General features: G+C 61.0%; 24 protein-coding genes. All 24 read left to right on the top strand.

Annotated features, from left to right (window positions below; all coding sequences use genetic code 11):
* Positions 1–2: 2 nt before the first annotated feature.
* Entirely contained in the window at positions 3–2,051 is a 2,049-nt protein-coding gene (gene flgK / locus BM416_RS06130; protein WP_092486539.1) for a flagellar hook-associated protein FlgK, read from the top strand.
* A 14-nt stretch (positions 2,052–2,065) separates the two neighbouring features.
* A complete protein-coding gene (locus BM416_RS06125) occupies positions 2,066–3,667 on the top strand; it encodes a flagellar hook-associated protein 3 (protein WP_027603840.1) in 1,602 nt (533 codons plus the stop codon).
* A 274-nt stretch (positions 3,668–3,941) separates the two neighbouring features.
* Positions 3,942–4,871 carry a ketoacyl-ACP synthase III gene (locus BM416_RS06120; protein WP_092486536.1) on the top strand — a complete coding sequence of 310 codons (930 nt, stop codon included), beginning with the start codon at positions 3,942–3,944 and terminating at the stop codon, positions 4,869–4,871.
* 264 nt (positions 4,872–5,135) lie between these two features.
* Positions 5,136–6,560 carry a flagellin N-terminal helical domain-containing protein gene (locus BM416_RS06115; protein WP_027603842.1) on the top strand — a complete coding sequence of 475 codons (1,425 nt, stop codon included), beginning with the start codon at positions 5,136–5,138 and terminating at the stop codon, positions 6,558–6,560.
* Between the two features lie 74 nt (positions 6,561–6,634).
* Positions 6,635–6,988 (top strand): flagellar protein FlaG, encoded by a 354-nt coding sequence (locus BM416_RS06110; protein ID WP_027603843.1) that lies wholly within the window; start codon positions 6,635–6,637, stop codon positions 6,986–6,988.
* An 80-nt stretch (positions 6,989–7,068) separates the two neighbouring features.
* Complete coding sequence (gene fliD / locus BM416_RS06105) at positions 7,069–8,460, top strand: flagellar filament capping protein FliD (RefSeq protein WP_092486533.1); 1,392 nt, start codon at positions 7,069–7,071, stop codon at positions 8,458–8,460.
* Positions 8,461–8,601: 141 nt separating this feature from the next.
* A complete protein-coding gene (fliS, locus tag BM416_RS06100) occupies positions 8,602–9,006 on the top strand; it encodes a flagellar export chaperone FliS (RefSeq protein WP_065924954.1) in 405 nt (134 codons plus the stop codon).
* 41 nt (positions 9,007–9,047) lie between these two features.
* The gene (fliT, locus tag BM416_RS06095) at positions 9,048–9,344 is read left to right on the top strand and encodes a flagellar protein FliT (protein ID WP_027603846.1); all 297 of its coding nucleotides are present in this window, start codon (positions 9,048–9,050) and stop codon (positions 9,342–9,344) included.
* Between the two features lie 168 nt (positions 9,345–9,512).
* Positions 9,513–10,988 (top strand): sigma-54 dependent transcriptional regulator, encoded by a 1,476-nt coding sequence (locus BM416_RS06090; protein WP_027603847.1) that lies wholly within the window; start codon positions 9,513–9,515, stop codon positions 10,986–10,988.
* A gap of 110 nt (positions 10,989–11,098) precedes the next feature.
* On the top strand, positions 11,099–12,310 hold the full coding sequence (locus BM416_RS06085) for a sensor histidine kinase (protein WP_092486530.1): 1,212 nt from the start codon (positions 11,099–11,101) through the stop codon (positions 12,308–12,310).
* Positions 12,311–12,314: 4 nt separating this feature from the next.
* Entirely contained in the window at positions 12,315–13,691 is a 1,377-nt protein-coding gene (locus BM416_RS06080; RefSeq protein ID WP_092486528.1) for a sigma-54-dependent transcriptional regulator, read from the top strand.
* Between the two features lie 128 nt (positions 13,692–13,819).
* Positions 13,820–14,149, top strand: coding sequence for a flagellar hook-basal body complex protein FliE (gene fliE / locus BM416_RS06075; protein WP_005790083.1), 330 nt, complete (start codon positions 13,820–13,822; stop codon positions 14,147–14,149).
* 16 nt (positions 14,150–14,165) lie between these two features.
* Complete coding sequence (fliF, locus tag BM416_RS06070) at positions 14,166–15,944, top strand: flagellar basal-body MS-ring/collar protein FliF (RefSeq protein ID WP_027603850.1); 1,779 nt, start codon at positions 14,166–14,168, stop codon at positions 15,942–15,944.
* Positions 15,937–16,953 (top strand): flagellar motor switch protein FliG, encoded by a 1,017-nt coding sequence (gene fliG, locus BM416_RS06065; RefSeq protein WP_017527617.1) that lies wholly within the window; start codon positions 15,937–15,939, stop codon positions 16,951–16,953. Before fliF ends, fliG begins: the two co-directional genes overlap by 8 nt.
* Positions 16,954–16,963: 10 nt before the next feature.
* The gene (gene fliH, locus BM416_RS06060) at positions 16,964–17,728 is read left to right on the top strand and encodes a flagellar assembly protein FliH (RefSeq protein ID WP_065940563.1); all 765 of its coding nucleotides are present in this window, start codon (positions 16,964–16,966) and stop codon (positions 17,726–17,728) included.
* Complete coding sequence (fliI, locus tag BM416_RS06055; RefSeq protein WP_027603852.1) at positions 17,718–19,076, top strand: flagellar protein export ATPase FliI; 1,359 nt, start codon at positions 17,718–17,720, stop codon at positions 19,074–19,076. The genes fliH and fliI overlap by 11 nt, the downstream gene beginning before the upstream one ends.
* A gap of 3 nt (positions 19,077–19,079) precedes the next feature.
* Entirely contained in the window at positions 19,080–19,529 is a 450-nt protein-coding gene (gene fliJ, locus BM416_RS06050) for a flagellar export protein FliJ (protein WP_027603853.1), read from the top strand.
* 95 nt (positions 19,530–19,624) lie between these two features.
* A complete protein-coding gene (locus tag BM416_RS06045) occupies positions 19,625–19,930 on the top strand; it encodes an STAS domain-containing protein (protein WP_092486525.1) in 306 nt (101 codons plus the stop codon).
* Positions 19,927–21,645 carry an ATP-binding SpoIIE family protein phosphatase gene (locus BM416_RS06040; RefSeq protein ID WP_092486522.1) on the top strand — a complete coding sequence of 573 codons (1,719 nt, stop codon included), beginning with the start codon at positions 19,927–19,929 and terminating at the stop codon, positions 21,643–21,645. Before BM416_RS06045 ends, BM416_RS06040 begins: the two co-directional genes overlap by 4 nt.
* 30 nt (positions 21,646–21,675) lie before the next feature.
* The gene (locus BM416_RS06035) at positions 21,676–22,020 is read left to right on the top strand and encodes an Hpt domain-containing protein (protein WP_065924960.1); all 345 of its coding nucleotides are present in this window, start codon (positions 21,676–21,678) and stop codon (positions 22,018–22,020) included.
* Positions 22,021–22,106: 86 nt separating this feature from the next.
* A complete protein-coding gene (locus BM416_RS06030) occupies positions 22,107–23,447 on the top strand; it encodes a flagellar hook-length control protein FliK (RefSeq protein ID WP_092486519.1) in 1,341 nt (446 codons plus the stop codon).
* Between the two features lie 260 nt (positions 23,448–23,707).
* Positions 23,708–24,214 (top strand): flagellar basal body-associated protein FliL, encoded by a 507-nt coding sequence (gene fliL / locus BM416_RS06025; protein WP_065924962.1) that lies wholly within the window; start codon positions 23,708–23,710, stop codon positions 24,212–24,214.
* Positions 24,215–24,223: 9 nt separating this feature from the next.
* Positions 24,224–25,192 carry a flagellar motor switch protein FliM gene (gene fliM / locus BM416_RS06020; RefSeq protein ID WP_065924963.1) on the top strand — a complete coding sequence of 323 codons (969 nt, stop codon included), beginning with the start codon at positions 24,224–24,226 and terminating at the stop codon, positions 25,190–25,192.
* Positions 25,193–25,230: 38 nt separating this feature from the next.
* Positions 25,231–25,698 (top strand): flagellar motor switch protein FliN, encoded by a 468-nt coding sequence (gene fliN / locus BM416_RS06015; RefSeq protein ID WP_027603860.1) that lies wholly within the window; start codon positions 25,231–25,233, stop codon positions 25,696–25,698.
* The last annotated feature ends 1 nt before the right edge of the window (position 25,699 follow it).

The raw sequence follows: 25,699 nt of genomic DNA, 5'->3' as shown, positions 1-25,699 counted from the left end.
CCATGAGTTTGCTCAATATCGGGATGTCGGGGCTTAACGCCGCTCAAGGATCGTTGTCGGTCTTGAGTAACAACATCGCCAACGCCAATACCGCGGGCTATTCGCGTCAGCAGACCACCCAGAGCGCAAATGCGTCGAACCAGTATGGCGGCGTGTTCATCGGCAGCGGCACCACCCTGGCCGACGTGCGTCGGGTGTACAACGAATACCTGGACACCGCCTACCAGAACAGCACCTCGCTCAACAGCGATGCCAAGGCTTACCTGGATCAGGTCAGTGCCGTCGACAAGACCTTGTCGGACAAGACCACTGGCATGTCGGCGGTACTCAGTTCGTTCTTCGCTGCTGTGCAGACCGCCTCGGCGAACCCCAACGATACCTCGGCCCGCCAGATCCTGCTCACGAACGCCCAGACGCTGAGCAACCGGTTCAACTCCATTTCCAGCCAGTTGAGCCAGCAGAAAGAGACCATTAACAGCCAGTTGTCCTCGATGAGCGATCAGGTCAACCAACTGACTTCGTCGATTGCCTCTCTCAACAAGCAGATCGCCCAGGTGCAGGGTTCGTCGAACACCACCCCGGCCAACCTGCTGGACTCGCGCGCCGAAGCCGTGCGCTCGCTCAATGAGCTGATCGGTGTGACCGCCACTGAGAAGAACGGTGTGTTCAGCGTCAGCACCGGTAGCGGCCAATCCCTGGTGCTGGGTGATAAGTCCAATACCATTTCCGCCGTACCGAGCAAGAGCGACACCAGCCAGTACACGATCCAGCTCAATGCGGCCGGCGGTACGACGATGGATCTGGGCAACGTGATCAGCGGCGGCAGCATCGGCGGCCTGTTGCGCTATCGCAGCGACGCGTTGATTCCTGCGATCAATGATCTGGGGCGCATCGCGATTGCCACCGCCGATACGGTCAACAGCCAGTTGGGCCAGGGCCTGGACCTCAATGGCGAGTTCGGCGCCTCGATGTTCACCGACATCAACAACGCTGCCTCGGTTGCCCTGCGTAGCCTGGCTGCCCAAGGCAACCTGGGCGACGGTGCCCTGGGCGTGACGATCAAGGACACCACTCAGCTGACCAACTTCGATTACAAGGTCAGCTTCAACGACGGTACCGACCTCAACAAGGTCACGGTACTGCGTTCCGACGGCAAGGCCATGGGCACCTATGACCTCAGTGCCACGCCGCCTCCGGTCATCGATGGGTTCACCCTGGCGGTCAAGAGCGGTGCGGTGCAGGCCGGTGACAGCTTCAAGGTCAGCCCCACCGCCAACGGCGCCAAGGAAATCGGCACGGTCCTCAGCGACCCCAGCAAGATTGCCTTTGCCGCGCCGTTGCAGGGCGAGGCCAGCAAGACCAACCAGGGCACCGGCACCTTCACGCCGCCGACGCTCACCGTGCCCCTGGACATACAGGGTGGTGCCGATACGGCACAACTGCGTACCGGCATCGAATACTCGATGCCGGTGAAGATGGTTTTCGGTAAACCGGCGGCCGATGGCACCCAGCCTTATACGCTGAGTAACGCCCAGGGCGATCCCATCGGTTCCGGCACCATCATTCCGGGACAGGCCAATAAGATCAGCATCAGCGTGCCGATGCGTGATGCCAGCGGTGCCTTGGTGTCGCCAGCCAAGAGCTTCAGTTTCGACACCACGGTGGGCGGTTCGCCGGCCAACGGCGACGGCACCTCGTTCTCGTTCAATGCCACTGGCAAGTCCGACAATCGCAACGCCCAGGCACTGCTCGACCTGCAGACCAAGGCAACCGTGGGCCTGGCGGCCGATGGCAGCGGCGGCACCAGCCTGGTGGGCGCCAACAGCAAGCTGGTCTCCACCGTCGGCGCCAAGGCCGCTTCGGCCGGCACTGACAACACCGCTACCGGTGCGCTGCTGGCCGCCAACAAGAACGCGCGCAACTCCGTATCCCAGGTGAACCTGGATGAAGAGGCGGGCGACATGATCAAGTTCCAGCAGTACTACACGGCGTCGTCGCAGATCATCAAGGCTGCGCAAGAAACCTTCAGCACGCTGATCAATAGTCTTTAAGGGAGTCTGGGACGATGCGCATTTCTACACAGCAGTATTACGACACCAGTGCCGTCAAGTATCAGAACAACTATTCCAGCGTTGTGAAGGCCCAGGAACAGGCGAGCTCCGGCGTGCGTGTACAGACCGCTTCGGATGATCCGGTTGCCGCCCAGCGCCTGCTCATGCTGCAACAGCAAAAAGACATGCTGGCCCAGTACAGCGGCAATATCACCAGCATTCAAAATACCCTGACGAACGAAGAAAGCGTGCTGGAGGCGATCAATACCACCATCCAGGCCGGCAGCCAGTTGGCGCTGCGCGCGGGTGGCGTGACCAGTGATGCTGACCGCAAGTCCATCTCGGTCGAGGTGGGCGCGCTGGAAAACCAGTTGCTGGGTTTGCTCAACAGCAAGGATGCGGCGGGCAACTATCTGTTCTCCGGTTCCAAGACCGACACGCCGCCGTACTCGCGCAACAATGATGGTACTTATAGCTATCAAGGCGACGAAAACGAGCTGAGCCTGCAGGTTTCCGAGACGCTGAAGGTGCGCACCAGCGATACGGGCAAGACCATCCTGGAAGGCGCGGTCAACACCAGCCGCACCCAAGCCACCTACACGACGCCTGCAACGGTGGATGACCACAAGGTCGCGATCTCGGCAGGCCTGGTAACGTCGGGCATCGATTACACCAAGCAGTTTGCCGACGGCCAGCCCTATAAGGTGACCTTTACCAGTAGCACGCAGTACGTTGTGACCGACAAGGACAACAACGACATTACTTCGCAGCTTCCAGGTAATGGTACGTTCGACTCCACCAAGGAAGGCAGCGCCAGTATCAATGTACGCGGGGTCAAATTCGATATCACCGCGGACCTCACCGGCGTGGCCACCGGGCCGGATGCCGATGCGTTGGTCGCAGGGCGTGAGTTCACCCTGGCCGCCAAGCCGGACGCGTTCAATGTCTCTCGCACCGCAAGCAACACTTCGGCGGCGCAACTGACCAATGCCCGCGTCAGCAGTGCAGCCGACTACTCCAGTACGTTTCCCAACAGCGGCGTACTGATCAAGTTCGACGATGTCGACCCGACTGCTTATAAGGTGTATGCCCAGCCGTATACCCCCGACAGCAAGCCGATTGTCGATAATGGCGTGATCGTCAGCGGTACGCCGCCAGCCAAGGACACGATCACCGCCGCGGGTGTCACCTTCGAGTTGAGCGGTACGCCGAACACCGGCGATCAGTTTTCGGTCGGCAACACCACCCAGAAAACCCAGAATGCCCTCGACACCCTGAGCCAGCTGCGCCAGGCCCTGGAACAGCCGGCGGATGGTATTCCCGGTGCGCGGGTCAAGCTTCAGGACGCCCTGAACGCCGCGGTCAGTAACCTGACCAACTCGGCCGACCAGGTGGACAACGTGCGTGGCTCCATCGGTGCGCGACAGAATGCACTCACGGTGCAGTCCAGTGAAAACACCAGTGTCGGCCTGGCCAACAAGACCACGATGAGTGACCTGGCCAACATTGACATGGGCGAGGCAGCGATCAACCTGACCCTGCAGCAAACCATGCTGGAGGCCTCGCAGCTGGCTTTCGTGAAAGTCTCGCAGTTGAGCCTGTTCAACAAGATGTAAGTGGCGTCAAGTCAAGCGGCCCGCTCTGGAAACAGGGCGGGCCGTTGCCGTTTCTGGGACTTAATTGTTTGAAGGTTTTGCACAAAGCACACACAATTGAGTGACCTGTGAGTCATAAAGCGCATCTTCACTGTATCGTGTGAAAAGGATAAGTCGTCACAGGGTCCTTGCGGGGCGGCTTTCAGCGAGATTTTTATGGGGTTATCCCCTTTATTGTCAGCACTCCAGGCCACGCCTGGGGTGTTCTCCAGCTATTTAGTATTGGGAAGCCACAATGATTGGCATAAAAAGCATCGCCAGTTACGTGCCGGCAGACGGGATCGATAACTACGCCCAGGGTGCCAAGTTCGCCAAGGATGAAGAATTCATCATCGGCAAGATCGGTTCGGCGTTCCTGCCGCGCAAGGAAGCCGCGCAGGAAACCTCCGACCTGTGTGTCGAGGCGGTCAACGCTTTGTTTGCCAACAACCCGGATTTGAAGCGCGAGTCCATCGATGCGCTGATCGTCGTCACCCAGAACGGCGATGAAGAGGGTTTGCCCCACACGGCCGCGATCGTCCAGGACAAACTCGGCCTGCCTACCCACGTGGCGGCGTTTGATATTTCCCTGGGCTGCTCCGGCTACGTCTACGGCATCTACGCGATGAAGGGCTTCATGGAAGCCACCGGCCTGAAAAACGGCCTGTTGGTCACCGCCGACCCGTATTCGAAGATCGTCGACCCGGAAGACCGCAACACCACCATGCTGTTCGGCGATGCCGCCACCGCCACCTGGATGGGCGAAGACGCGCCGTGGTTGCTGGGCAAGTCCAAGTTCGGCACCGACGGTTCCGGCGCACCGCATCTCAAGGTCAGCGATGGCGTGTTCTTCATGAACGGTCGCCAGGTGTTCAACTTCGCCTTGCTCAAGGTGCCGGCACATTTGCACGAGCTGCTCAATGAGTCGGACCTCAAGGCTGACGATATCGATGCGTTCTGCATTCACCAGGGCAGTGCGGCGATTGTCGACGCCGTCGCCCGCCGTTTTGAAGATGCACCGGTGGACAAGTTCATCAAGGACATGGTCGAGACTGGCAACACGGTGTCGTCGAGCATTCCGCTGCTGCTGGAAAAGCATGTGATGGATGCCACCTGGAAGCGCGTGGCGATCAGCGGTTTTGGTGTGGGCCTGTCGTGGGGATCGGCGATTCTTTATCGTCCGTGACCCTTTTACAGGGCATATAAAAAACGCCGATGATCGAAGGATCATCGGCGTTTTTTATTTGGCGCCAGAAAACCCAATGAAATAAGGGTTTTGGGACGGCGTAAACCCTTGAATTGCAAGGGGTGGCACGGCGCCAGTAAAAAAAATCAAAAAAATCCTCAAGCAACCGGCTACCACGACGATAACTATTACGTAGGTTCTCAGGCCACACCCGGCGGTTGCCAGGGCCGGAAGCCGCAGTATCCATCCAACGAGGATTTCGTCATGGCTTTAACAGTAAACACCAACATTGCTTCGATCACTACTCAGGGCAACCTGAACAAAGCCGGCGGCGCCCTGGCCACCTCCATGCAGCGCCTGTCTTCCGGCCTGCGTATCAACAGCGCTAAAGACGACGCTGCTGGCCTGCAGATCGCTAACCGCCTGACCAGCCAAATCAACGGCCTGGGCCAAGCAGTAAAAAACGTGAACGACGGTATCTCCATCGCTCAGACCGCTGAAGGCGCGATGCAGGCTTCGACCGACATCCTGCAAAAAATGCGTACCCTGGCTCTGTCTTCCGCTACTGGCTCCCTCAGCGCTGACGACCGTAAGTCGAACAACGACGAATACCAGGCCCTGACTTCGGAACTGACCCGTATCTCGCAAACCACTACTTTCGGTGGCCAGAAGCTGCTGGACGGTTCGTACGGTACCAAAGCTATCCAGGTTGGCGCCAACGCTAACGAAACCATCAACCTGAGCCTGGAAAACGTTGCAGCCAACAACATTGGTTCGCAGCAGATCAAAACCAAGGCCATCGTGCCTAGCGCAACTGGCCTGGCTGGCGGCGACATCACTGTTACCGGCAACGGTCAGACCAAAACCGTAACTTACGCTGCAGGCGCTTCGGCTAAAGACATCGCTGCGGGCCTGAACGGTTCGATCGGTGGCCTGACCGCTACCGCCAGCACTGAAGTCAAACTGGAAGTAGGCGCTGCCACTCCGTCGAACTTCAAACTGGCTGTAGGTAGCGGTAATGCTGTTGATTTCGTCGGCGTGAAGGACCTGGCCGGCCTGGCTGACCAGCTGAAATCGAACGCTGCCAAACTGGGCATCAGCGTTAACTACGACGAATCCAACAAAACCCTGTCGGTTAAGTCGGATTCCGGCGAAAACCTGTCGTTCTCTGGTGCTGATGCCAACGCCCAGACCAACATCCTGGTTGGCGCTAAAGACGGCGCTGGCGCATTCGCCACCCCGGCTGCTCTGGGTGCTGCTGCAATCGTTGTGACCGGTCAGGTTTCCCTGGATTCGGCTAAAGGCTACTCCCTGAGCGACGCTGGTACTGGTGTATCGGACTTGTTCTCGGCTGCTACCGTTTCGTCGACCAAGACCACCATCTCTAACACCGACGTGACCGACGCTACCAACGCTCAAAACGCGCTGGCTGTTATCGACAAGGCCATCGGCACCATTGACGGCGTTCGTTCGGGCCTGGGTGCTACTCAGAACCGTCTGACTACCACTGCAGACAACCTGCAGAACATTCAGAAGAACTCCACCGCTGCACGTTCCACCGTTCAGGACGTCGACTTCGCTTCCGAAACCGCCGAACTGACCAAGCAACAAACCCTGCAATCGGCCTCCACCGCGATCCTGTCGCAGGCCAACCAGCTGCCATCCGCTGTACTGAAGCTGCTTCAGTAATTCCAGCGCTTGGTAACTAACGGAAGGGCGCGTCTACGTGCCCTTCCGTTTTTTCGGTTTAGAGGAGATTGGACATGGACATGAGTGTAAAGCTGAACCAGTCTTATCCGCCGGTTGCACCTAAAAGCGCGCCTGCACCGATAGCAGCAACTGACAAAAGCGTCACCAAAGTCCAGGAAACACCGGCCACAGGCAAAGAGCCTGAGCGTGCCGACCTGGAAAAAGCAGTCACTGATATTCGCGAATTCGTACAAGCGGCCCAGCGCAAACTGGACTTTTCCATTGATGACTCCACCCACCGTGTGGTGGTCAAGGTCATCGCCACCGACAGTGGTGAAGTGATTCGCCAGATCCCGTCGGAAACGGCATTGAAGCTGGCACAGAACCTTTCCAGCGCAAGCAACCTGTTGTTTGACGACAAAGTCTGAGCTGGCATGAAACTTGTTGCTGTCGTGGCTTGAGGCGTAATAAGTCAAGATAACGGCAGCCACCGAACAGGAGATAGATGATGGCGGGTTCAACGGTAAGTGGTATCGGTTCGAATATCGATACGCAAGCGATCGTGACATCCTTGGTTAACGCCGAAAAGGTGCCCAAGCAGACGCAGATCAATACCGCGTCCGCGAAAGCGACCACCACGCTGTCTTCGATCGGCAAGGTTCAAGCTGCACTGGATGCGTTTCGTGGTGCCCTGGACTCCATGACCAAGGACAGCAGTTTCACCGGTTTGACCGGTTCGTCGTCGGATGAAAAGACGGCGACCATGACGGCCAGCAACACGGCCTCGAACGGCAGCTTCCGGCTGATCGTCGACCAACTGGCCCAAGCGTCCAAGCTGTCGAGCAAAAACTTCAGCGGTGGCACCTCGACAGTGGTCAACACCACTGATAAGCCGACGACGCTGACCATCAGTCAGTCCGGCAAGGCTTACGATCTCAGCGTTCCAGCCGGCGCGACCCTGCAGCAGGTACGTGACTCGATCAATACCCAGTTTGGTACTTCGGGGCTCAGTGCCAACATCCAGACCGACTCCAATGGCTCTCGATTGATCCTGACGTCGACCAATATGGGGACGGGCTCGGACCTTACGCTGTCTGGCACCTCGGGGCTGGATGTGGGGGCCACGGTCGTTGATCCGCCCAAGGATGCGCTCTACAGCATCGATGGTGTTTCTTCTGTGTCCAAGTCCAACACCATCACTGGTGCTCTTAGTGGCGTGGATATCAAGCTGGTAGCTGCGTCGACTTACAAAACGGGCAGTACGGTTGAAAAGAACGCCACGCTCATCACCGTCAGCACCAACAACACGGCGCTCAAGTCCGGGGTCAAGGGGTTCATTGATAGCTACAACGCCCTAATCACGGCAATGAACGCTGAAACCAAGGTCACCACGAACCTGGACGGCAGCACCACGGCGGCAGCGTTGACGGGTGACTCGACCATGCGTTCGTTGCAGAGCACGATCCGTAACGAGTTCAACGCGCTGTCGGGCACTGGTGCCTTCAAGTCCCTGGCTCAGTTCGGTGTGACCACCAGTTCGAGTACTGGCCTGCTGGCGATTGATGACAAAAAGTGGGATGCGGCAGTTAAAACCAACGCCGCCGATATCAACAGCATGTTCACGGGCAAGGACGGCATGTTGGCGCGCATGAAAAGCGCCACGGATGACTTTGCCAAGGCGAGCACCGGGATCCTGGCGACGCGCTCTACCTCCTTGTCGAACACGTTGAAGGATCTGACCAAGGATCAAGCCACGCTCGACGAGCGCATGACCCTGCTCACCAGCAGCCTGTCGGCCAAATATAACGCCATGGACACCCTGGTCGCCCAATTGCGTCAGCAAAGCACCAGTGTCATGACCACACTCAATGCGTTGAACAACGTCAAAACCAATTCTTGATCCCCTGCTGATGCAAAAAGGCCAGGCAAACTGCCTGGCCTTTTTTTATCGAAGCCCGACTGGCCCTAAAGCTTTTCGCGAGCCAGTCGACATATTGGTTACTAGAATCCTTTTCGCTGTCGCCTGTCACGAGGTAGAAACATGAATCCCATGAGAGCCCTTCGCCAATACCAGAAGGTCAATTCCCATGCTCAGATCTCCGAAGCCAGCCCTCATCGCCTGGTGCAGATGCTGATGGAAGGCGGTCTGGACCGTATGGCCCAGGCCAAGGGGGCGCTGGCGCGTGGCGACATCGCACAGAAGGGCCTGATGCTCGGCAAGGCCATCGATATCGTGATCGGCCTGCGCGACGGCCTGAATGCTGAAAAGAGTGACAACCCGGCTTACGTCCAGCAGTTGGAAAGTCTGTATGCGTACATGACCAACCGTCTGATGGAAGCGAACCTGCATAACGACGCCGACATGATCGACGAAGTCGCCCGTTTGCTGATTACCGTGAAAGAAGGCTGGGATGCCATCGCCGCGCCACAGGCTGCAACCGAGTAGGGCGCAGCAAAGAGGGGCCTGAGGGCCTTGAGGAATACGTCATGAGCCAAGCACTGCAACGCATTGATGAAACCCGTGAAGCGCTGATCGGCGCGCTGGCAGACCGTAACTGGGACGCCATTGGCGAGCTGGACATGGGCTGTCGCAACGTGATCGACGAGGTGCTCAGCGAAGCGCCGGTGGATGAGGATGCGTTGCGTGAAAAGCTTGAGAGCCTGTTGGCGGTATACCAGCAGTTGCTTGAGGTGACGACGGGCGAGCGCCAGGCGATTTTTGAAGAGATGTCGCAGATCAACCAAGCGAAGAACGCGTCAAAGGTTTACCATTTGTTCGGCTGAACAGACGCAGTTAATCCGAACGGCGCGTCATAAATTTGACCGTGCCAGCTTTTTTGACTTAACTAGTGCTGTTTTCAGATTTCAGACGTCTATAAAGTAAGAAGTCTTACGGCCGTCTCGATTGCCCTTACACTGGGCAGAGCGTTTTACTAGGGAAGTTGCTATTGCATGTGGCGTGAAACCAAAATTCTGCTGATCGATGACGATAGCGTCCGCCGCCGCGATTTAGCGGTGATTTTGAATTTTCTTGGCGAAGAAAATCTGCCCTGCGGCAGCCATGACTGGCAGCAGGTAGTCAGCTCATTGTCATCGAGCCGTGAAGTCATTTGTGTGCTGATCGGGACGGTAAACGCTCCTGGCGCTGTTTTGGGCTTGTTAAAGACACTGTCAACCTGGGATGAGTTCCTTCCGGTGTTGCTAATAGGCGATATTTCTTCTGTCGACCTGCCCGAAGACCAGCGCCGTCGTGTGCTTTCCACCCTGGAAATGCCGCCCAGCTACAGCAAATTGCTCGATTCCCTGCACCGTGCCCAGGTCTATCGCGAGATGTACGACCAGGCCCGCGAGCGCGGTCGCCACCGCGAACCCAACCTGTTCCGCAGCCTGGTCGGCACCAGCCGTGCCATCCAGCACGTGCGCCAGATGATGCAGCAGGTGGCCGATACCGACGCCAGCGTGCTGATCCTCGGCGAGTCGGGCACCGGCAAGGAAGTGGTCGCGCGCAACCTGCACTACCACTCCAAGCGCCGCGACGGGCCTTTTGTGCCGGTCAACTGCGGAGCGATCCCGGCAGAGCTGCTCGAAAGCGAACTGTTCGGCCACGAGAAGGGCGCCTTTACCGGGGCGATCACCAGCCGTGCCGGGCGTTTCGAGCTGGCCAACGGCGGCACCCTGTTCCTCGACGAAATCGGCGACATGCCGCTGCCGATGCAGGTCAAGCTGCTGCGCGTCTTGCAGGAGCGCACCTTCGAGCGCGTGGGCAGCAACAAGACCCAGAGCGTCGACGTGCGCATCATCGCCGCGACCCACAAGAACCTCGAGAGCATGATCGAGGTCGGCAGTTTCCGCGAAGACCTGTACTACCGCCTCAACGTATTCCCGATCGAGATGGCGCCGCTGCGTGAGCGCGTGGAAGACATCCCGCTGCTGATGAACGAACTGATCTCGCGCATGGAGCACGAAAAGCGCGGTTCGATACGTTTCAACTCGGCCGCGATCATGTCCCTGTGCCGCCACGGCTGGCCCGGTAACGTCCGTGAACTGGCCAACCTGGTGGAGCGCATGGCGATCATGCATCCCTACGGTGTGATCGGCGTGGTCGAGCTGCCGAAGAAATTCCGCTACGTCGACGACGAAGATGAACAGCTGGTCGACAGCCTGCGCAGCGACATGGAAGAACGGGTTGCCATCAACGGCCACACCCCGGACTTCGGCTCCACCGCCATGCTGCCGCCTGAAGGCCTGGACTTGAAGGACTACCTCGGCAACCTCGAGCAGGGGTTGATCCAGCAAGCCCTGGACGACGCCAACGGCATCGTCGCCCGTGCCGCCGAGCGCCTGCGCATCCGTCGAACCACCCTGGTGGAGAAGATGCGTAAGTACGGTATGAGTCGCAAAGAAGGTGATGAACAGGCAGATGATTGACGCCTGTTTTCCAAGCCGCTGATATTTCAGCGGTTTTTTTTCGGCACAACTATTGCTACAGCCCTCGCAACGTTCCGTTTAACTGACGGTCAGCCAAGCGAGAGAGCATCATGCCCCACGCCGCCCAACTATCTTCGGCCCCTGCCATCCAGGGGCTGGTTCCGCCTGTCGAGCCGCCGACCCGCCAGGGGCTTGAACAGGCGTTCTCGCAGTTCAGCCAGATGTCGAGCCAGCTGACCGACTCCTACAGCCTGCTGGAAGCCCGGGTTTCCGAGCTGAAAGGCGAACTGGCGGTGGTCAGCGCCCAGCGCATGGAAGAGCTGGCCGAAAAAGAGCGCCTGGCCAATCGTCTGCAAAACCTGTTGTCGCTGTTGCCCGGTGGCGTGATCGTCATCGATGAAGAAGGCCGCGTGCGTGAAGCCAACCCGGCGGCCTGCGACATGCTCGGCCTGCCGCTGGAAGGCGAGCTATGGCGCCATGTCATCACCCGCTGCTTTGCGCCGCGTGAGGACGATGGCCACGAAATCTCCCTGAAGGACGGGCGCCGCCTGTCCATCGCCACCCGCTCCCTGGATGCGGAGCCGGGCCAGTTAGTGCTGCTTAACGACCTGACTGAAACCCGGCACCTGCAAGACCAGTTGGCGCGCCATGAGCGTTTGTCCTCGCTGGGGCGGATGGTCGCTTCGTTGGCGCATCAGATCCGTACGCCGTTGTCGGCCGCGTTGATCTACGCCAGTCATTTGACTGATGAGCAATTGCCCGCCGCCACGCACCAGCGTTTTGCCGGGCGCCTGAAGGAGCGCCTGCATGAATTGGAGCACCAGGTCCGCGACATGCTGGTGTTTGCCCGCGGCGAATTGCCGCTGACCGACCGCGTGACGCCGGCCCAGCTGATGCAGGCCCTGCAGGCGGCGGCCGCTGCCCATATCCAGGACGTGCACGTGCGCTGGCAGTGCGACAGCCACCTCGGCGAGCTGCTCTGCAACCGCGACACCCTGGTGGGCTCGCTGCTCAACCTGATCGAAAACGCCACCCAGGCCAGCGGCCCCGGCGCGCGCCTCAAGGTGCACCTGTACAACCGCGGACAAACCCTGCGCCTTTGCATCAGCGACAGCGGCAGCGGCATCGACCCGGTGGTGCTCAAGCGCCTGGGTGAACCCTTTTTCACCACCAAGGCCAACGGTACGGGCCTGGGCCTGACCGTGGTCAAGGCGGTGGCGCGTGCCCATCAGGGAGAATTGCAGCTGCATTCCCGCGTTGGGCGTGGCACCTGTGCATTGATGACCTTGCCGCTGTTTTCATGCGCGGCAAGCGCGGAGTAAGGATATGGCTATCAAGGTTCTGTTGGTGGAAGACGATCGCGCCCTGCGTGAAGCATTGGCTGACACGCTGTTGTTGGCGGGCCATGACTACCGGGCGGTCGGTTCTGCCGAGGACGCCTTGGACGCGGTGGAGCAGGAAGCCTTCAGCCTGGTGGTCAGCGACGTGAATATGCCCGGCATGGACGGCCATCAGCTGCTCGGTCTCTTGCGTGCGCGTCAGCCGCAACTGCCGGTGCTGCTGATGACCGCCCACGGTGCGGTGGAGCGTGCCGTGGACGCGATGCGCCAGGGCGCGGCGGATTACCTGGTCAAGCCCTTCGAGCCTAAAGCCCTGATCGAACTGGTGGCCCGTCACGCCCTGGGGGTGATCCCGGCCAACGAAGGCGAGGGCCCGATCGCCTTCGAGCCGGCCAGTGCACAATTGCTCGAGTTGGCGGCCCGTGTGGCGCGCAGTGACTCCACCGTGCTGATCTCCGGCGAGTCCGGCACTGGTAAAGAGGTGCTGGCGCGTTATATCCACCAGCAGTCTACCCGCGCCCAGCAACCGTTTATCGCCATCAACTGCGCGGCGATCCCCGACAACATGCTTGAAGCCACCCTGTTCGGCCATGAGAAAGGTTCGTTCACCGGTGCCATCGCGGCCCAGGCGGGCAAGTTCGAACAGGCCGATGGCGGCACCATCCTGCTGGATGAAATTTCGGAAATGCCCCTGGGCCTGCAAGCCAAGTTGCTGCGGGTGCTGCAAGAGCGGGAAGTGGAGCGGGTGGGCGCGCGCAAGCCGATCCAGTTGGACATCCGTGTGGTCGCCACCACCAACCGTGACCTCGCCGGCGAAGTGGCGGCGGGGCGCTTTCGGGAAGACCTGTTCTACCGTCTCTCGGTGTTCCCCCTGGCCTGGCGCCCGTTGCGTGAGCGTCCGGCAGACATCATTCCGCTGGCCGAGCGCCTGCTGAACAACCACGTCAAAAAAATGAAGCACGCCCAGGCGCGGCTGTCGGCGCAAGCCCAGGCCTGCCTGATCAGTTATCCATGGCCCGGCAACGTACGGGAGCTGGACAACGCCATCCAGCGCGCGCTGATCCTGCAGCAGGGCGGCTTGATCCAGCCCCAGGATTTCTGCCTGTCCATGGGCAGTGGCGCGGCGCCATTGCCGACGTTGGCGCCCGCGCCGGTGGTTGCAGAGGCTGAATCGGCCGGTGCCCTCGGCGACGACCTGCGTCGCCGCGAATTCCAGATGATCATCGACACCCTGCGCGCCGAGCGCGGCCGGCGCAAAGAGGCCGCCGAGCGCCTGGGCATCAGCCCGCGCACCCTGCGCTACAAGCTGGCGCAGATGCGTGACGCCGGAATGGATGTGGAAGCGTATCTATTCGCCACGTAACCGGTAAGAAGGTCGACAAGGTTTGTCGCCTTTTCTTACGAGTTGATGCGGATCTGGCACCCTTGTTGCTACCTCCCCTAGTAATCGCTGCGTAGTGTCAAAAAATTGCAGGTTGGAGAGAGAAGGTCATGAGCCAGGGTATTGAGTTCAATCGGTTGATGTTGGATATGCGCGCCATGCAGATGGATGCCATGGCTCAACCGAAATCCGTCGCGCCAGCGCCGGAATTGGGCCAAAGCAGCTTCGCCGACATGCTCGGCCAGGCCATCAACAAAGTCAGTGACACCCAGCAAGCTTCCAGCCAGTTGGCCACTGCGTTCGAAATCGGCAAAAGCGGCGTGGACCTCACCGATGTGATGGTCGCCTCGCAAAAGGCCAGCGTCTCCTTCCAGGCCCTGACCCAAGTGCGTAACAAGCTGGTTCAGGCCTATCAAGACATCATGCAGATGCCGGTTTAAGGGCGAGATTTAAGTCATGGCAGAAGCAGTCTCCGACAACGTACCCGCCAAGACAGACGGCAAGCCGCCGCTGTTTGGCCTGTCGTTCCTGGAAAACCTCTCGGAAATGACCATGCTGCGTCAGGTGGGCCTGATGGTCGGCCTGGCTGCCAGCGTGGCGATTGGTTTTGCCGTGGTGTTGTGGTCACAGCAGCCCGATTACCGGCCGTTGTATGGCAGCCTGGCAGGCATGGATTCCAAGCAGATCATGGAAACCCTTGCCGCCGCCGACATCGCCTACACCGTGGAGCCCAACTCCGGCGCCCTGCTGGTCAAGGCTGACGATGTGGCCCGTGCGCGTATGAAGCTGGCCGCCGCCGGCGTGACCCCGTCCGACAGCAATATCGGTTTCGAGATCCTCGACAAGGACCAGGGCCTGGGGACCAGCCAGTTCATGGAAGCCACGCGCTATCGTCGTGGCCTTGAAGGCGAGCTGGCGCGCACCATTTCCAGCCTGAACAACGTCAAGGGTGCCCGCGTGCACCTGGCAATTCCGAAAAGCTCGGTGTTTGTGCGCGATGAGCGCAAGCCAAGTGCGTCGGTATTGGTCGAACTGTTTTCCGGCCGCTCCCTGGAGCCTGGCCAGGTCATGGCGATCATCAACCTGGTGGCCACCAGCGTTCCCGAACTGAGCAAGTCGCAAATCACCGTGGTCGACCAGAAGGGCAACTTGCTCTCCGACATGGCCGAAAACTCCGCGCTGACCCAGGCCGGCAAGCAGTTCGACTACAGCCGCCGCATGGAAAGCATGCTCACCCAGCGTGTGCACAACATCCTGCAACCGGTGCTCGGCAATGACCGCTACAAGGCGGAAGTGTCTGCCGACGTGGACTTCAGCGCCGTTGAGTCGACCTCCGAGCAGTTCAACCCGGACCAACCGGCCCTGCGCAGTGAGCAATCGACCAGCGAACAACGTACCGCCAGCAATGGCCCGCAAGGTGTGCCGGGTGCCCTGAGCAACCAGCCGCCGGCCCCGGCCTCGGCGCCGCAAACCACCGGTGGCGCCGCAGCCACCGCGGGCGCGATCCAGCCTGGCCAGCCACTGTTGGATGCCAACGGCCAGCAGATCATGGACCCGGCCACCGGCCAGCCGATGCTTGCGCCGTACCCGGCGGACAAGCGTAACCAGTCCACCAAGAACTTCGAACTCGACCGTTCCATCAGCCACACCAAGCAGCAGCAGGGTCGCGTCAATCGCCTGTCGGTGTCGGTGGTGGTGGATGACCAGGTCAAGGTCAACGCTGCGGATGGTGCCGTGACGCGTGCGCCGTGGAGCGCCGACGAATTGGCGCGCTTCACACGCCTGGTGCAGGACGCCGTTGGTTTTGACGCCAGTCGGGGTGACAGCGTCAGCGTGATCAACATGCCGTTCTCCGCCGAGCGTGGCGAAGTGATCGCCGAAGCGGCGTTCTACACCCAGCCGTGGTTTTGGGACATCGTCAAGCAAGTGCTGGGTGTGTTGTTCATCCTGGTGCTGGTGTTCGGCGTGCTGCGTCCGGTGCTCAACAACATCACCGGCAACGGCAAGAAACAACTGGCGGCCTTCGGTGGCAGCGATGTCGAGTTAGGTGGCATGGGCGGCCTGGACGGCGAACTGGCCAACGACCGCGTCAGCCTCGGCGGCCCGCAAAGCATCCTGTTGCCGAGCCCGAGCGAAGGCTATGACGCGCAGTTGAACGCAATCAAAAGTCTGGTAGCAGAAGACCCGGGCCGTGTGGCCCAGGTCGTGAAAGAGTGGATTAACGCAGATGAGTGATCGAGCCGCTGTTGCCAAGCTCTCCCGGGTCGACAAAGCCGCAGTCCTGCTGCTGTCCCTGGGGGAAACCGACGCCGCCCAAGTGCTGCGCCATATGGGCCCCAAAGAGGTCCAGCGGGTGGGCGTGGCCATGGCGCAAATGCGCAATGTGCACCGCGAGCAAGTCGAACAGGTGATGAGCGAGTTCGTCGAGATCGTCGGCGACCAGACCAGCCTGGGCGTCGGCTCCGACAGCTACATCCGCAAGATGCTCACCTCGGCCCTGGGCGAAGACAAGGCCAACGGCCTGATCGACCGCATCCTGCTGGGCGGCAACACCAGTGGCCTGGACAGCCTCAAGTGGATGGAACCGCGCGCGGTCGCCGACGTGATCCGCTACGAGCACCCGCAGATCCAGGCAATCGTGGTGGCCTACCTCGACCCGGACCAGGCCGGTGAAGTGCTTGGCCACTTCGACCATAAGGTGCGCCTGGACATCATCCTGCGCGTGTCGTCGCTGAACACCGTGCAGCCGGCGGCCCTGAAGGAACTCAACACGATTCTCGAGAAACAGTTCTCGGGCAACTCGAACGCCTCGCGCACCACCCTGGGTGGTATCAAGCGCGCGGCCGACATCATGAACTTCCTCGACAGCTCGGTCGAAGGCCAGTTGATGGACTCGATCCGCGAGATCGACGACACCCTGTCCGGCCAGATCGAAGACCTCATGTTCGTGTTCAACAACCTCTCCGATGTCGACGACCGTGGCATCCAGGCGTTGCTGCGCGAAGTGTCCTCCGACGTGCTGGTACTGGCCCTCAAGGGCTCGGACGAAGGCGTCAAGGAGAAGATCTTCAAGAACATGTCCAAGCGTGCCTCCGAGCTGTTGCGCGACGACCTGGAAGCCAAGGGTCCGGTGCGCGTCAGCGACGTGGAAACCGCCCAGAAAGAAATCCTCACCATTGCCCGCCGTATGGCCGAAGCCGGAGAAATCGTTCTCGGTGGGAAGGGCGGCGAAGAAATGATCTAAGGCGCTCCCCATGTCGAACAAAGATGAGGCGCCCAGCGATCTGATTCGCGCACGGGACGTCGGTGGGTTCGACATCTGGTCGTTGCCCAGCTTCGATCCGCATGTGCCCGAGCCCGAGCCGGAACCGGTTGAAGAGCCGCCGGTGGAAATGGAAGAAGTGCCGCTGGAGGAAGTCCAGCCACTGACCCTGGAAGAGTTGGAAAGCATCCGTCAGGAGGCCTACAACGAAGGCTTCGCCGCAGGCGAGAAAGACGGTTTTCGCAGCACTACCCTCAAGGTGCGCCAGGAGGCCGAGGCGGCGCTGAGCGTCAAGCTGGAGAGCCTGGAGCGTCTGATGGGGACGTTGTTCGATCCCATCGCCGAGCAGGATTCGCAAATTGAAAAATCCATGGTCGGCCTGGTACAGCACATTACCCGCCAGGTGATCCAGCGCGAACTGGTGCTGGATTCCAGCCAGATCGAAAGCGTGATGCGCGAAGCCCTCAAGTTGCTGCCCCTGGGCGTCGGCAATGTGCGGCTGTACATCAACCCGCAGGACTTCGAACAGGTCAAAGCGATGCGCGAGCGCCATGAAGAAACCTGGCGCATCGTCGAAGATGCGGCGCTGCAGCCTGGCGGTTGCCGGGTCGAGACCGAACACAGCCGCATCGATGCCACGGTGGAAACCCGCATCAGCCAGATCATGGCCAAGCTGCTTGATCAACAACACGAGCAGGCGCTGAACCCGGCCGAGCCGGACCTGAGCGTGGACCTGGACGCCCCCGATGCGCCTTGATCGCACCAGCTTCGCCAAGCGCCTGGGCGGTTACGCCGAGGCCACCGAATTGCCCGGCCAGCCAATCCTCGAAGGGCGCCTGTTGCGCATGGTCGGCCTGACCCTCGAAGCCGAGGGCCTGCGGGCCGCCATGGGCAGCCGCTGCATGGTGATCAACGACGACAGCTACCATCCGGTGCAGGTCGAAGCCGAAGTGATGGGTTTTTCCGGCAACAAGATTTTCCTCATGCCCGTCGGCAGCCTGGCCGGCATCGCCCCCGGCGCCCGTGTGGTGCCCCTGGCCGACACCGGTCGCCTGCCCATGGGTATGAGCATGCTCGGCCGGGTGCTGGACGGCGCCGGTCGCGCACTGGACGGCAAGGGCGGCATGAAAGCCGAAGACTGGGTGCCGATGGACGGCCCCACCATCAACCCGCTCAACCGCAACCCCATCAGCGTGCCGCTGGACGTGGGGATTCGCAGCATCAACGGTTTATTGACGGTCGGCCGCGGCCAGCGTCTGGGCCTGTTCGCGGGTACGGGGGTGGGTAAGTCGGTGTTGCTCGGCATGATGACGCGCTTTACCGAGGCCGACATCATCGTGGTGGGCCTGATCGGCGAGCGGGGCCGCGAGGTGAAGGAGTTCATCGAACACAGCCTCGGCGAAGAAGGCCTCAAGCGTTCGGTCGTCGTTGCGTCGCCAGCGGACGATGCGCCGCTGATGCGTCTGCGCGCGGCCATGTACTGCACACGCATCGCCGAATATTTTCGCGACAAGGGCAAGAATGTCCTGTTGCTGATGGACTCCCTCACTCGTTTCGCCCAGGCCCAGCGGGAAATCGCCCTGGCCATCGGCGAGCCCCCGGCCACCAAGGGCTATCCGCCGTCGGTGTTCGCCAAGCTGCCCAAACTGGTGGAGCGCGCCGGTAATGCCGAGGCCGGTGGCGGCTCGATCACCGCGTTCTACACCGTATTGTCCGAAGGCGATGACCAGCAGGATCCCATCGCCGACTCGGCGCGGGGCGTGCTCGACGGCCACATCGTGCTGTCGCGGCGTTTGGCGGAGGAGGGGCACTACCCGGCCATCGACATCGAAGCGTCCATCAGCCGGGTCATGCCGGCGGTGGTCACGCCGGAGCATATGGCCCGCGCGCAGCAGTTCAAGCAGCTGTGGTCGCGTTATCAACAGAGCCGCGACTTGATCAGCGTCGGCGCCTATGTGGCCGGCGGCGACCGCGACACCGACCTGGCGATCGCCCTGCAACCGCAGTTGGTGACCTACTTGCGCCAGGGCCTCAACGACAAGATCAGCATGGGTGAAAGCGAAGCGCACCTGGGTTCGATCTTCGCTCCTGCGCCGGGCGGCTAAGCCATGGCCAACAGCCGCGCTGCGCGCCTGGCCCCGGTGGTCGACATGGCCGAAAAAGCCGAGAAAACCGCGGTCCAGCGCCTGGGGTATTTCCAGGGGCAAGTGCGTTTGGCGGAAAGCAAGCTGGGCGACCTGGAGCGCTTTCGTGGCGAGTACCAGCAGCAATGGATCGAACGCGGCACGCAAGGTGTGTCGGGGCAATGGCTGATGGGTTACCAGGGCTTTCTCAATCAGCTGGAGACGGCCGTCGGCCAGCAGCGCCAAAGCCTGGCCTGGCACCAGAACAACCTCGACAAGGCCCGCGAGAGCTGGCAGCAAGCCTTCGCCCGCGTCGAGGGCCTGCGCAAACTGGTGCAGCGCTACATCGACGAAGCGCGGGCATTGGAAGACAAGCGCGAGCAGAAACTGCTCGACGAATTGTCCCAGCGCCTGCCGCGCCAATCACAATACTGACGGTTGCCCGCCTGCCACATTTGATCTGCTGTGTTGCTGGTATCCCATTCGCCTGCTACACCTTGTGTCTATGCCTATGACAAGGAAGCAGTCGCATGTCAATTGAGTCAGAAGTATCCCTGGACGGGAAGAAGTTGACGATCGCAATCAAGGGTCGGTTCGATTTCAGCAGCCACCAGGCGTTTCGTGAGGCTTACGAGCGTTTCTACAAGGTGCCTGAGTCGTATGTGGTCGACCTGAAGGAAACCACTTATATGGACAGTTCGGCCCTGGGCATGCTCCTGCTGTTGAGGGACCATGCCGGCGGCGAGGAGTCGGAGGTCCAGGTGATCAACACCAACCCCGATGTGCGCAAGATCCTCGCTATCTCCAACTTCGACAAATTGTTCGACATCAATTGAGCGCCCTGGCCCCCGCGGTTGAGCCGCTGACGATCCTGATCGCCGAAGACAGCGCCGCCGACCTGCTGTTGCTGTCGACCATTGTGCGACGCCAGGGGCACCAGGTGCTCACTGCAACCAATGGCGAGGAGGCCGTTGAGCTATTCGCGCGCGAGCGTCCACAGCTGGTGTTGATGGACGCGATCATGCCCGTGATGGATGGCCTGGCCGCCGCGCGGTGGATCAAGCAGTTGGCGGGGGAGGAGTTGGTGCCGATCATCTTCCTCACGTCCCTGCGCGAGAGTGCCGCCCTGGCCGAGTGCCTGGATGCCGGCGGCGATGATTTCCTGCCCAAACCCTACAACCAGCTGATCCTGGCGGCCAAGATCAACGCCATGGACCGCCTGCGCCGGCTGCAGGCAACGATGCTGCAGCAGCGTGACCAGATCGCCAGGCACCATGAGTACCTGTTGCGTGAGCAGCGGGTGGCCAAGGCGGTGTTCGATAAAGTCGCCCATTCCGGCTGCATCAACGCGGCGCCGAATATCCGCTACCTGCAATCGCCCTATGCGCTGTTCAACGGCGATCTGCTGCTGGCGGCATATACGCCGTCGGGCGACATGCACGTGCTGCTTGGCGATTTCACCGGCCATGGCCTGCCGGCGGCGGTGGGCGCCATGCCCCTGGCGGAGGTGTTCTACGGCATGACTGCCAAGGGCTACGGCCTGGCGCAGATCCTGCGGGAGATGAATGCCAAGCTCAAGCGCATCCTGCCGGTGGATATGTTCTGCTGCGCCACCCTGCTGTGCCTGAGCACGCAGCGACGGGTGGTGGAGGTGTGGAACGGCGGCATGCCCGAAGGCTATGTGCATGAAGTTGCCAGCGGCAAGCGCGTGCCGCTGCAGTCGCGGCATTTGCCGTTGGGGGTGCTGTCGGCTGAGGCGTTTGATGATCGCACCGAGGTCTGGCCCATGGCGCTGGGTGACCGCGTGTTCCTGCTCTCCGATGGCGTGCTGGACACCGCCGACGCCAACGACCAGCTGTTTGGCGTCGAGCGCTTGCAGCGGGTCTTTGCCGCCAACCGTGATCCCGACCGGCTCTTCGACGACATCGAGCAGGCCCTGGCGGCCTTTCGCGGTGTGACGCGGGATGATGTGAGCATGGTGGAAATCACACTGCGTCCCGGGCAGCCGCTGCGGGCCACCGGGCCGTTGTATGCCGACAGCGGCCAGTCGTGCCCGCTGGATTGGTCGGTGAGTTTCGAATTTCGTGCCGAAACCCTCAAGCGTTACAACCCCTTGCCCTACCTGCTGCAACTGCTGCTGGAGATCCAGGGGCTGCGCGAGCAGAGCGGGGCGCTCTACAGCGTCATGGCCGAGTTGTATTCCAATGCGCTGGAACATGGCGTGCTTGGCCTGGACTCGCGGCTCAAGCGCGATGCCCAGGGCTTTGCCGAGTATTATCGCCAGCGCAATGACCGCCTGGCGCAGTTGAACAGTGGTTATGTGCGCGTGCATGTGCAGGTGGTGCCCACCGAGGCGGGCGGCAAGATGACCCTGCGCGTTGAAGACAGTGGGCCAGGGTTCGACGTGGAGCAGGTGCTGGCCCGGCCGCTGGACATTGATTGCCTGTCCGGTCGGGGCCTGAGCCTGGTGCGTCAACTCAGCAGCGAGGTGCTCTGGTCCGACGGCGGGCGCAGTGTCTGCGTAGAGTTTTGCTGGGGGGCTCTGGCATAATCCGCCGATTCTTGATCAAGGAGCGAGCAAGTGGCTGAGATTCATATGGACCCGGACGTGTTGTCGGGTTTGCAGGAGGTCATGGAAGGCGAGTACCCCAAGCTGCTCGATACCTTCCTCGATGATTCCCAAAAACGCGTCGAAGCGTTGCGCAAGGCACGGGACGACGCCAAGGCACTGGGGCGTATCGCCCATAGCTTCAAGGGCAGCAGTGGCAACCTCGGCGCAGTGCGGTTGGCGTACCTGTGCCAGCGCTTGGAGGCGGAGTCGGTCGAGGCCGCGGCGGACCTGGGGGCGCTGGTGGACCAGATCGATCATGAGTTTGCCTTGGTGAAGCCGATGTATGAGTCGGAGCGGCAGCGGTTCCAGATTTGATTCCATCAGTTTGAAAACCTGGCCCGACTCTTGCTCTACCTCCTGATACTGCATCCCCGATCCCCATGCAGTGGAGACCTTTACCTATGCCAGTCGCCCCGAATTCGCTTCTCCAGGCTGCCCCTGCGGCCAAGCCTCAAGCGCCTGCCGTCAATCCACCGGCAGTGGCTGCGGACCCACGGGACAAGGGCCCTGGCTTCGCTCAGGTGTTCGCCAGCCAGGGTTCCAAACCCACGGTCAAGGCTGATGACAACTCGGCCAAGCCCACGCGGGACAAGCCTGTCGATGCCAGCGCCAAGCCTGCGGCGGGCAACGACAAACCTGCCGCCGCCACGCCAGCGGTTGCCGATAGCGGCAATACCTTGCCTGCCAAGCCTGCGGCATCGTCCGACGACACTGCCAGCAAGGATGACGCTGCACCTGTGGATCCGGCCCTGGCGCAGCAGCCTGCGGTGGACCCGGTGGTCGACCCGGCATTGATTGCCACGGTCACCCCGGTGGTGGTGGTGCCAGTGCCGGTGGAAACCCCGGCACCCGTTGCCGCTGCCAAGGATGACAAGGCTGCACCCGTGGTTGCGGCGCCAATCGCAGCGACCGAGGACGCCACGCCGGCCTTCGACCCTGAGGCCGATCCCCTGGACGCCATGCCGGCCGTACGCCTGGCAATGGAGCAGGGCGGGCACGTGTCGGCCAGCAGCCAGGCACCGGCCAAAACCGCACCGACGACCACCCAGGACCAGCCTACCGCCGCCCAGAACTTTGCCGCCGGCCTGGCCACCATGGTCGACCAGCAAGCCACCAAGGACAGTACGGACCAGGGCGGCGACAAGGCCTTCAGTGGCTTGATCGAAAGCGGCCTCAAGGACTTGAAGGAGGCCAGCAGCGACACCCGCGTCGATGACTTCGCCAACCGCCTGGCCGCATTGACCCAGGCGGCCACGCCGAAAACCGCGAATGCCTTGCCGCCGGTGACGAATGCGCCGCTGGCCATGCATCAGAGCGGCTGGACCGACGAGATCGTCAACCGTGTGATGTACCTCTCCAGCGCCAACCTCAAGTCGGCGGAGATCCAGTTGCAGCCGGCTGAGCTCGGGCGCCTGGACATCAAGGTCAACATGACCGCCGACCAGCAGGCCCAGGTCAACTTCATGAGTGCCCACCCGGTGGTGCGTGAAGCCCTGGAAAGCCAGTCCGGTCGCTTGCGCGAGATGTTCGCCCAGCAGGGCATGGGGCAGGTGGATGTGAACGTGTCCGACCAGTCCCGTGGCCAGGAGCAGCAGCAACAGCAGGCGCAGACGGGGGGCGTTAGTCGCAGCGGGCGGGGTGGCGACAGCAGCGACAGCGGCAGCCACATTGAAGTGGCCGAAGCCGTGGCGCCCGTGACTTCGACGGTGATCGGCTCCAGCGCCGTCGATTACTACGCCTGATGTGAGTCTGGCATAGGAAAAAATGTGGGAGGGGGCTTACTGTAGTGGGTGGGCTTGCTGTGGTGAGCGGGCTTGCCCCGCGCTGGACTGCGCAGCAGTCCCGTTGTCGAGGGACAAGCCCATCAACCACAGCAACCCCCCCCCTTCCACATTTTTTTGTGGCGTTCCTTTGTCTGTGTCCCGCCAGACAACTCTGGCATAACACTTGCTCTTGCCTTTCCGTAGATCTATGAATCCCCGAATAGTGACGGATTATTGGCATGGCGAAGAGCGACGACGCAGCAAAAGCACCCGCACCCGCAGGCAAAGGCAAGCTCAAGCTTATCCTGATGATTGTCGTGGGCCTGCTCCTGGCCATCGGCGCCTCGGTGGGCGGCACCTGGTACATCATGCACAGCAGTGCCAGCAAGCCGGCACCTGCCGCCGAAACCGCCACTAACGCCAAGCAACCGGCAATCTTCGAGCCGATGCTTCCGGCCTTTGTCGCCAACTTCAACCAGAACGGTCGTCAACGCTACCTGCAGGTGAGCATCACTTTGCTGGCGCGTAACCAGTCGGACCTGGATGCCCTCAAGGTGCATATGCCCGTGATCCGCAACAACCTGGTGATGCTGTTCTCCGGGCAGAGTTTCGACACCCTGGCCACCCCGGTGGGCCAGGAAATGCTGCGCCAGAAGGTCACTGCCAGCGTGCAGGAAGTGGCCCAGAAGGAGCTCGGCAAAGTCGTGATCGAGCAGGCGCTCTTCACTAATTTCGTATTGCAGTAGGATCACCCCATGGCCGTGCAGGACCTGCTGTCCCAGGATGAAATCGACGCGCTGTTGCATGGCGTCGACGACGGTCTGGTACAGACTGAAATGGCTGCCGAGCCCGGCAGCGTCAAAAGTTATGACCTGACCAGCCAGGATCGCATCGTCCGTGGACGCATGCCGACCCTTGAGATGATCAACGAACGTTTCGCCCGTTACACCCGGATCAGCATGTTCAACATGCTGCGCCGCTCGGCGGACGTGGCAGTGGGTGGCGTGCAGGTGATGAAGTTCGGCGAGTACGTGCACTCGCTGTACGTGCCCACCAGCCTCAACTTGGTCAAGATCAAGCCATTGCGCGGTACCGCGCTGTTCATCCTCGACGCCAAGCTGGTGTTCAAGCTGGTGGACAACTTCTTCGGCGGTGACGGCCGTCACGCCAAGATCGAGGGCCGTGAATTCACCCCTACCGAATTGCGCGTGGTGCGTATGGTGCTGGAACAGGCCTTCATTGACTTGAAGGAAGCCTGGCAGGCGATCATGGAAGTCAATTTCGAGTACATCAACTCGGAAGTGAACCCGGCCATGGCCAACATCGTCGGGCCGAGCGAGGCCATTGTGGTGTCCACGTTCCACATCGAGCTCGATGGCGGTGGTGGCGACCTGCACGTGACCATGCCGTACTCGATGATCGAGCCGGTGCGCGAAATGCTCGACGCCGGCTTCCAGTCCGACCTGGACGACCAGGACGAACGCTGGGTCAAGGCCCTGCGCGAAGACCTGCTGGATGTCGACGTGCCGCTGAGCGCTACCGTGGCCCGACGCCAGTTGCGCCTGCGGGATATTTTGCACATGCAGCCGGGGGACATTATCCCGGTCGAATTGCCGAACGAAATGATCATGCGCGCCAACGGCGTGCCGTCGTTCAAGGTCAAGCTGGGGTCCCACAAGGGCAACCTCGCTTTGCAAGTGGTTGAGCCGATCAACCGTCGCTGATCCCTATTTATGAATGTTTGCTCCGCCGAGGACATGTAATGGCTACCGAACACGAAAACACTTCCGCCGAAGACCAGGCCCTGGCTGACGAGTGGGCTGCGGCCCTGGAAGAGACCGGCGATGTTGGCCAGGACGATATCGACGCACTGCTGGCCGCTGATGCCGCCACAGCACCAGCAGGTAATCGCCTGCCCATGGAAGAGTTCGGCAGCGTGCCGAAGAACAACGACCCGGTGACCCTCGATGGGCCGAACCTGGACGTGATCCTCGACATCCCGGTGTCGATCTCCATGGAAGTGGGCAGCACCGACATCAACATCCGCAACCTGCTGCAACTCAACCAGGGCTCGGTGATCGAGCTGGATCGCCTGGCCGGTGAGCCGCTGGACGTGCTGGTCAACGGCACCCTGATCGCCCACGGCGAAGTGGTGGTGGTCAACGAAAAGTTCGGCATCCGCCTGACCGACGTGATCAGCCCAAGCGAACGCATCAAGAAGTTGCGCTGAT

The sequence above is a fragment of the Pseudomonas sp. NFACC42-2 genome, assembly GCF_900116055.1.
GTDB classification, from domain to species: Bacteria; Pseudomonadota; Gammaproteobacteria; order Pseudomonadales; family Pseudomonadaceae; genus Aquipseudomonas; species Aquipseudomonas marginalis.
The sequence above is the reverse complement of the archived record's forward strand: the minus strand, read 5'-3'. Positions and strand labels throughout refer to the sequence as shown.

What these genes read in the sequence shown, in the direction of transcription:
- BM416_RS06085 (WP_092486530.1), top strand. Translation starts at nt 11,099, where the DNA reads ATGCCCCACGCCGCCCAACTATCTTCGGCCCCTGCCATCCAGGGGCTG.
- fliE (WP_005790083.1), top strand. Translation starts at nt 13,820, where the DNA reads ATGAGCCAGGGTATTGAGTTCAATCGGTTGATGTTGGATATGCGCGCC.
- flgK (WP_092486539.1), top strand. Translation starts at nt 3, where the DNA reads ATGAGTTTGCTCAATATCGGGATGTCGGGGCTTAACGCCGCTCAAGGA.
- fliT (WP_027603846.1), top strand. Translation starts at nt 9,048, where the DNA reads ATGAGCCAAGCACTGCAACGCATTGATGAAACCCGTGAAGCGCTGATC.
- fliM (WP_065924963.1), top strand. Translation starts at nt 24,224, where the DNA reads ATGGCCGTGCAGGACCTGCTGTCCCAGGATGAAATCGACGCGCTGTTG.
- fliN (WP_027603860.1), top strand. Translation starts at nt 25,231, where the DNA reads ATGGCTACCGAACACGAAAACACTTCCGCCGAAGACCAGGCCCTGGCT.
- BM416_RS06045 (WP_092486525.1), top strand. Translation starts at nt 19,625, where the DNA reads ATGTCAATTGAGTCAGAAGTATCCCTGGACGGGAAGAAGTTGACGATC.
- fliL (WP_065924962.1), top strand. Translation starts at nt 23,708, where the DNA reads ATGGCGAAGAGCGACGACGCAGCAAAAGCACCCGCACCCGCAGGCAAA.
- BM416_RS06030 (WP_092486519.1), top strand. Translation starts at nt 22,107, where the DNA reads ATGCCAGTCGCCCCGAATTCGCTTCTCCAGGCTGCCCCTGCGGCCAAG.
- BM416_RS06080 (WP_092486528.1), top strand. Translation starts at nt 12,315, where the DNA reads ATGGCTATCAAGGTTCTGTTGGTGGAAGACGATCGCGCCCTGCGTGAA.
- fliD (WP_092486533.1), top strand. Translation starts at nt 7,069, where the DNA reads ATGGCGGGTTCAACGGTAAGTGGTATCGGTTCGAATATCGATACGCAA.
- fliG (WP_017527617.1), top strand. Translation starts at nt 15,937, where the DNA reads ATGAGTGATCGAGCCGCTGTTGCCAAGCTCTCCCGGGTCGACAAAGCC.
- BM416_RS06125 (WP_027603840.1), top strand. Translation starts at nt 2,066, where the DNA reads ATGCGCATTTCTACACAGCAGTATTACGACACCAGTGCCGTCAAGTAT.
- fliJ (WP_027603853.1), top strand. Translation starts at nt 19,080, where the DNA reads ATGGCCAACAGCCGCGCTGCGCGCCTGGCCCCGGTGGTCGACATGGCC.
- fliI (WP_027603852.1), top strand. Translation starts at nt 17,718, where the DNA reads ATGCGCCTTGATCGCACCAGCTTCGCCAAGCGCCTGGGCGGTTACGCC.
- BM416_RS06090 (WP_027603847.1), top strand. Translation starts at nt 9,513, where the DNA reads ATGTGGCGTGAAACCAAAATTCTGCTGATCGATGACGATAGCGTCCGC.
- BM416_RS06110 (WP_027603843.1), top strand. Translation starts at nt 6,635, where the DNA reads ATGGACATGAGTGTAAAGCTGAACCAGTCTTATCCGCCGGTTGCACCT.
- BM416_RS06120 (WP_092486536.1), top strand. Translation starts at nt 3,942, where the DNA reads ATGATTGGCATAAAAAGCATCGCCAGTTACGTGCCGGCAGACGGGATC.
- BM416_RS06115 (WP_027603842.1), top strand. Translation starts at nt 5,136, where the DNA reads ATGGCTTTAACAGTAAACACCAACATTGCTTCGATCACTACTCAGGGC.
- fliH (WP_065940563.1), top strand. Translation starts at nt 16,964, where the DNA reads ATGTCGAACAAAGATGAGGCGCCCAGCGATCTGATTCGCGCACGGGAC.
- fliS (WP_065924954.1), top strand. Translation starts at nt 8,602, where the DNA reads ATGAATCCCATGAGAGCCCTTCGCCAATACCAGAAGGTCAATTCCCAT.
- fliF (WP_027603850.1), top strand. Translation starts at nt 14,166, where the DNA reads ATGGCAGAAGCAGTCTCCGACAACGTACCCGCCAAGACAGACGGCAAG.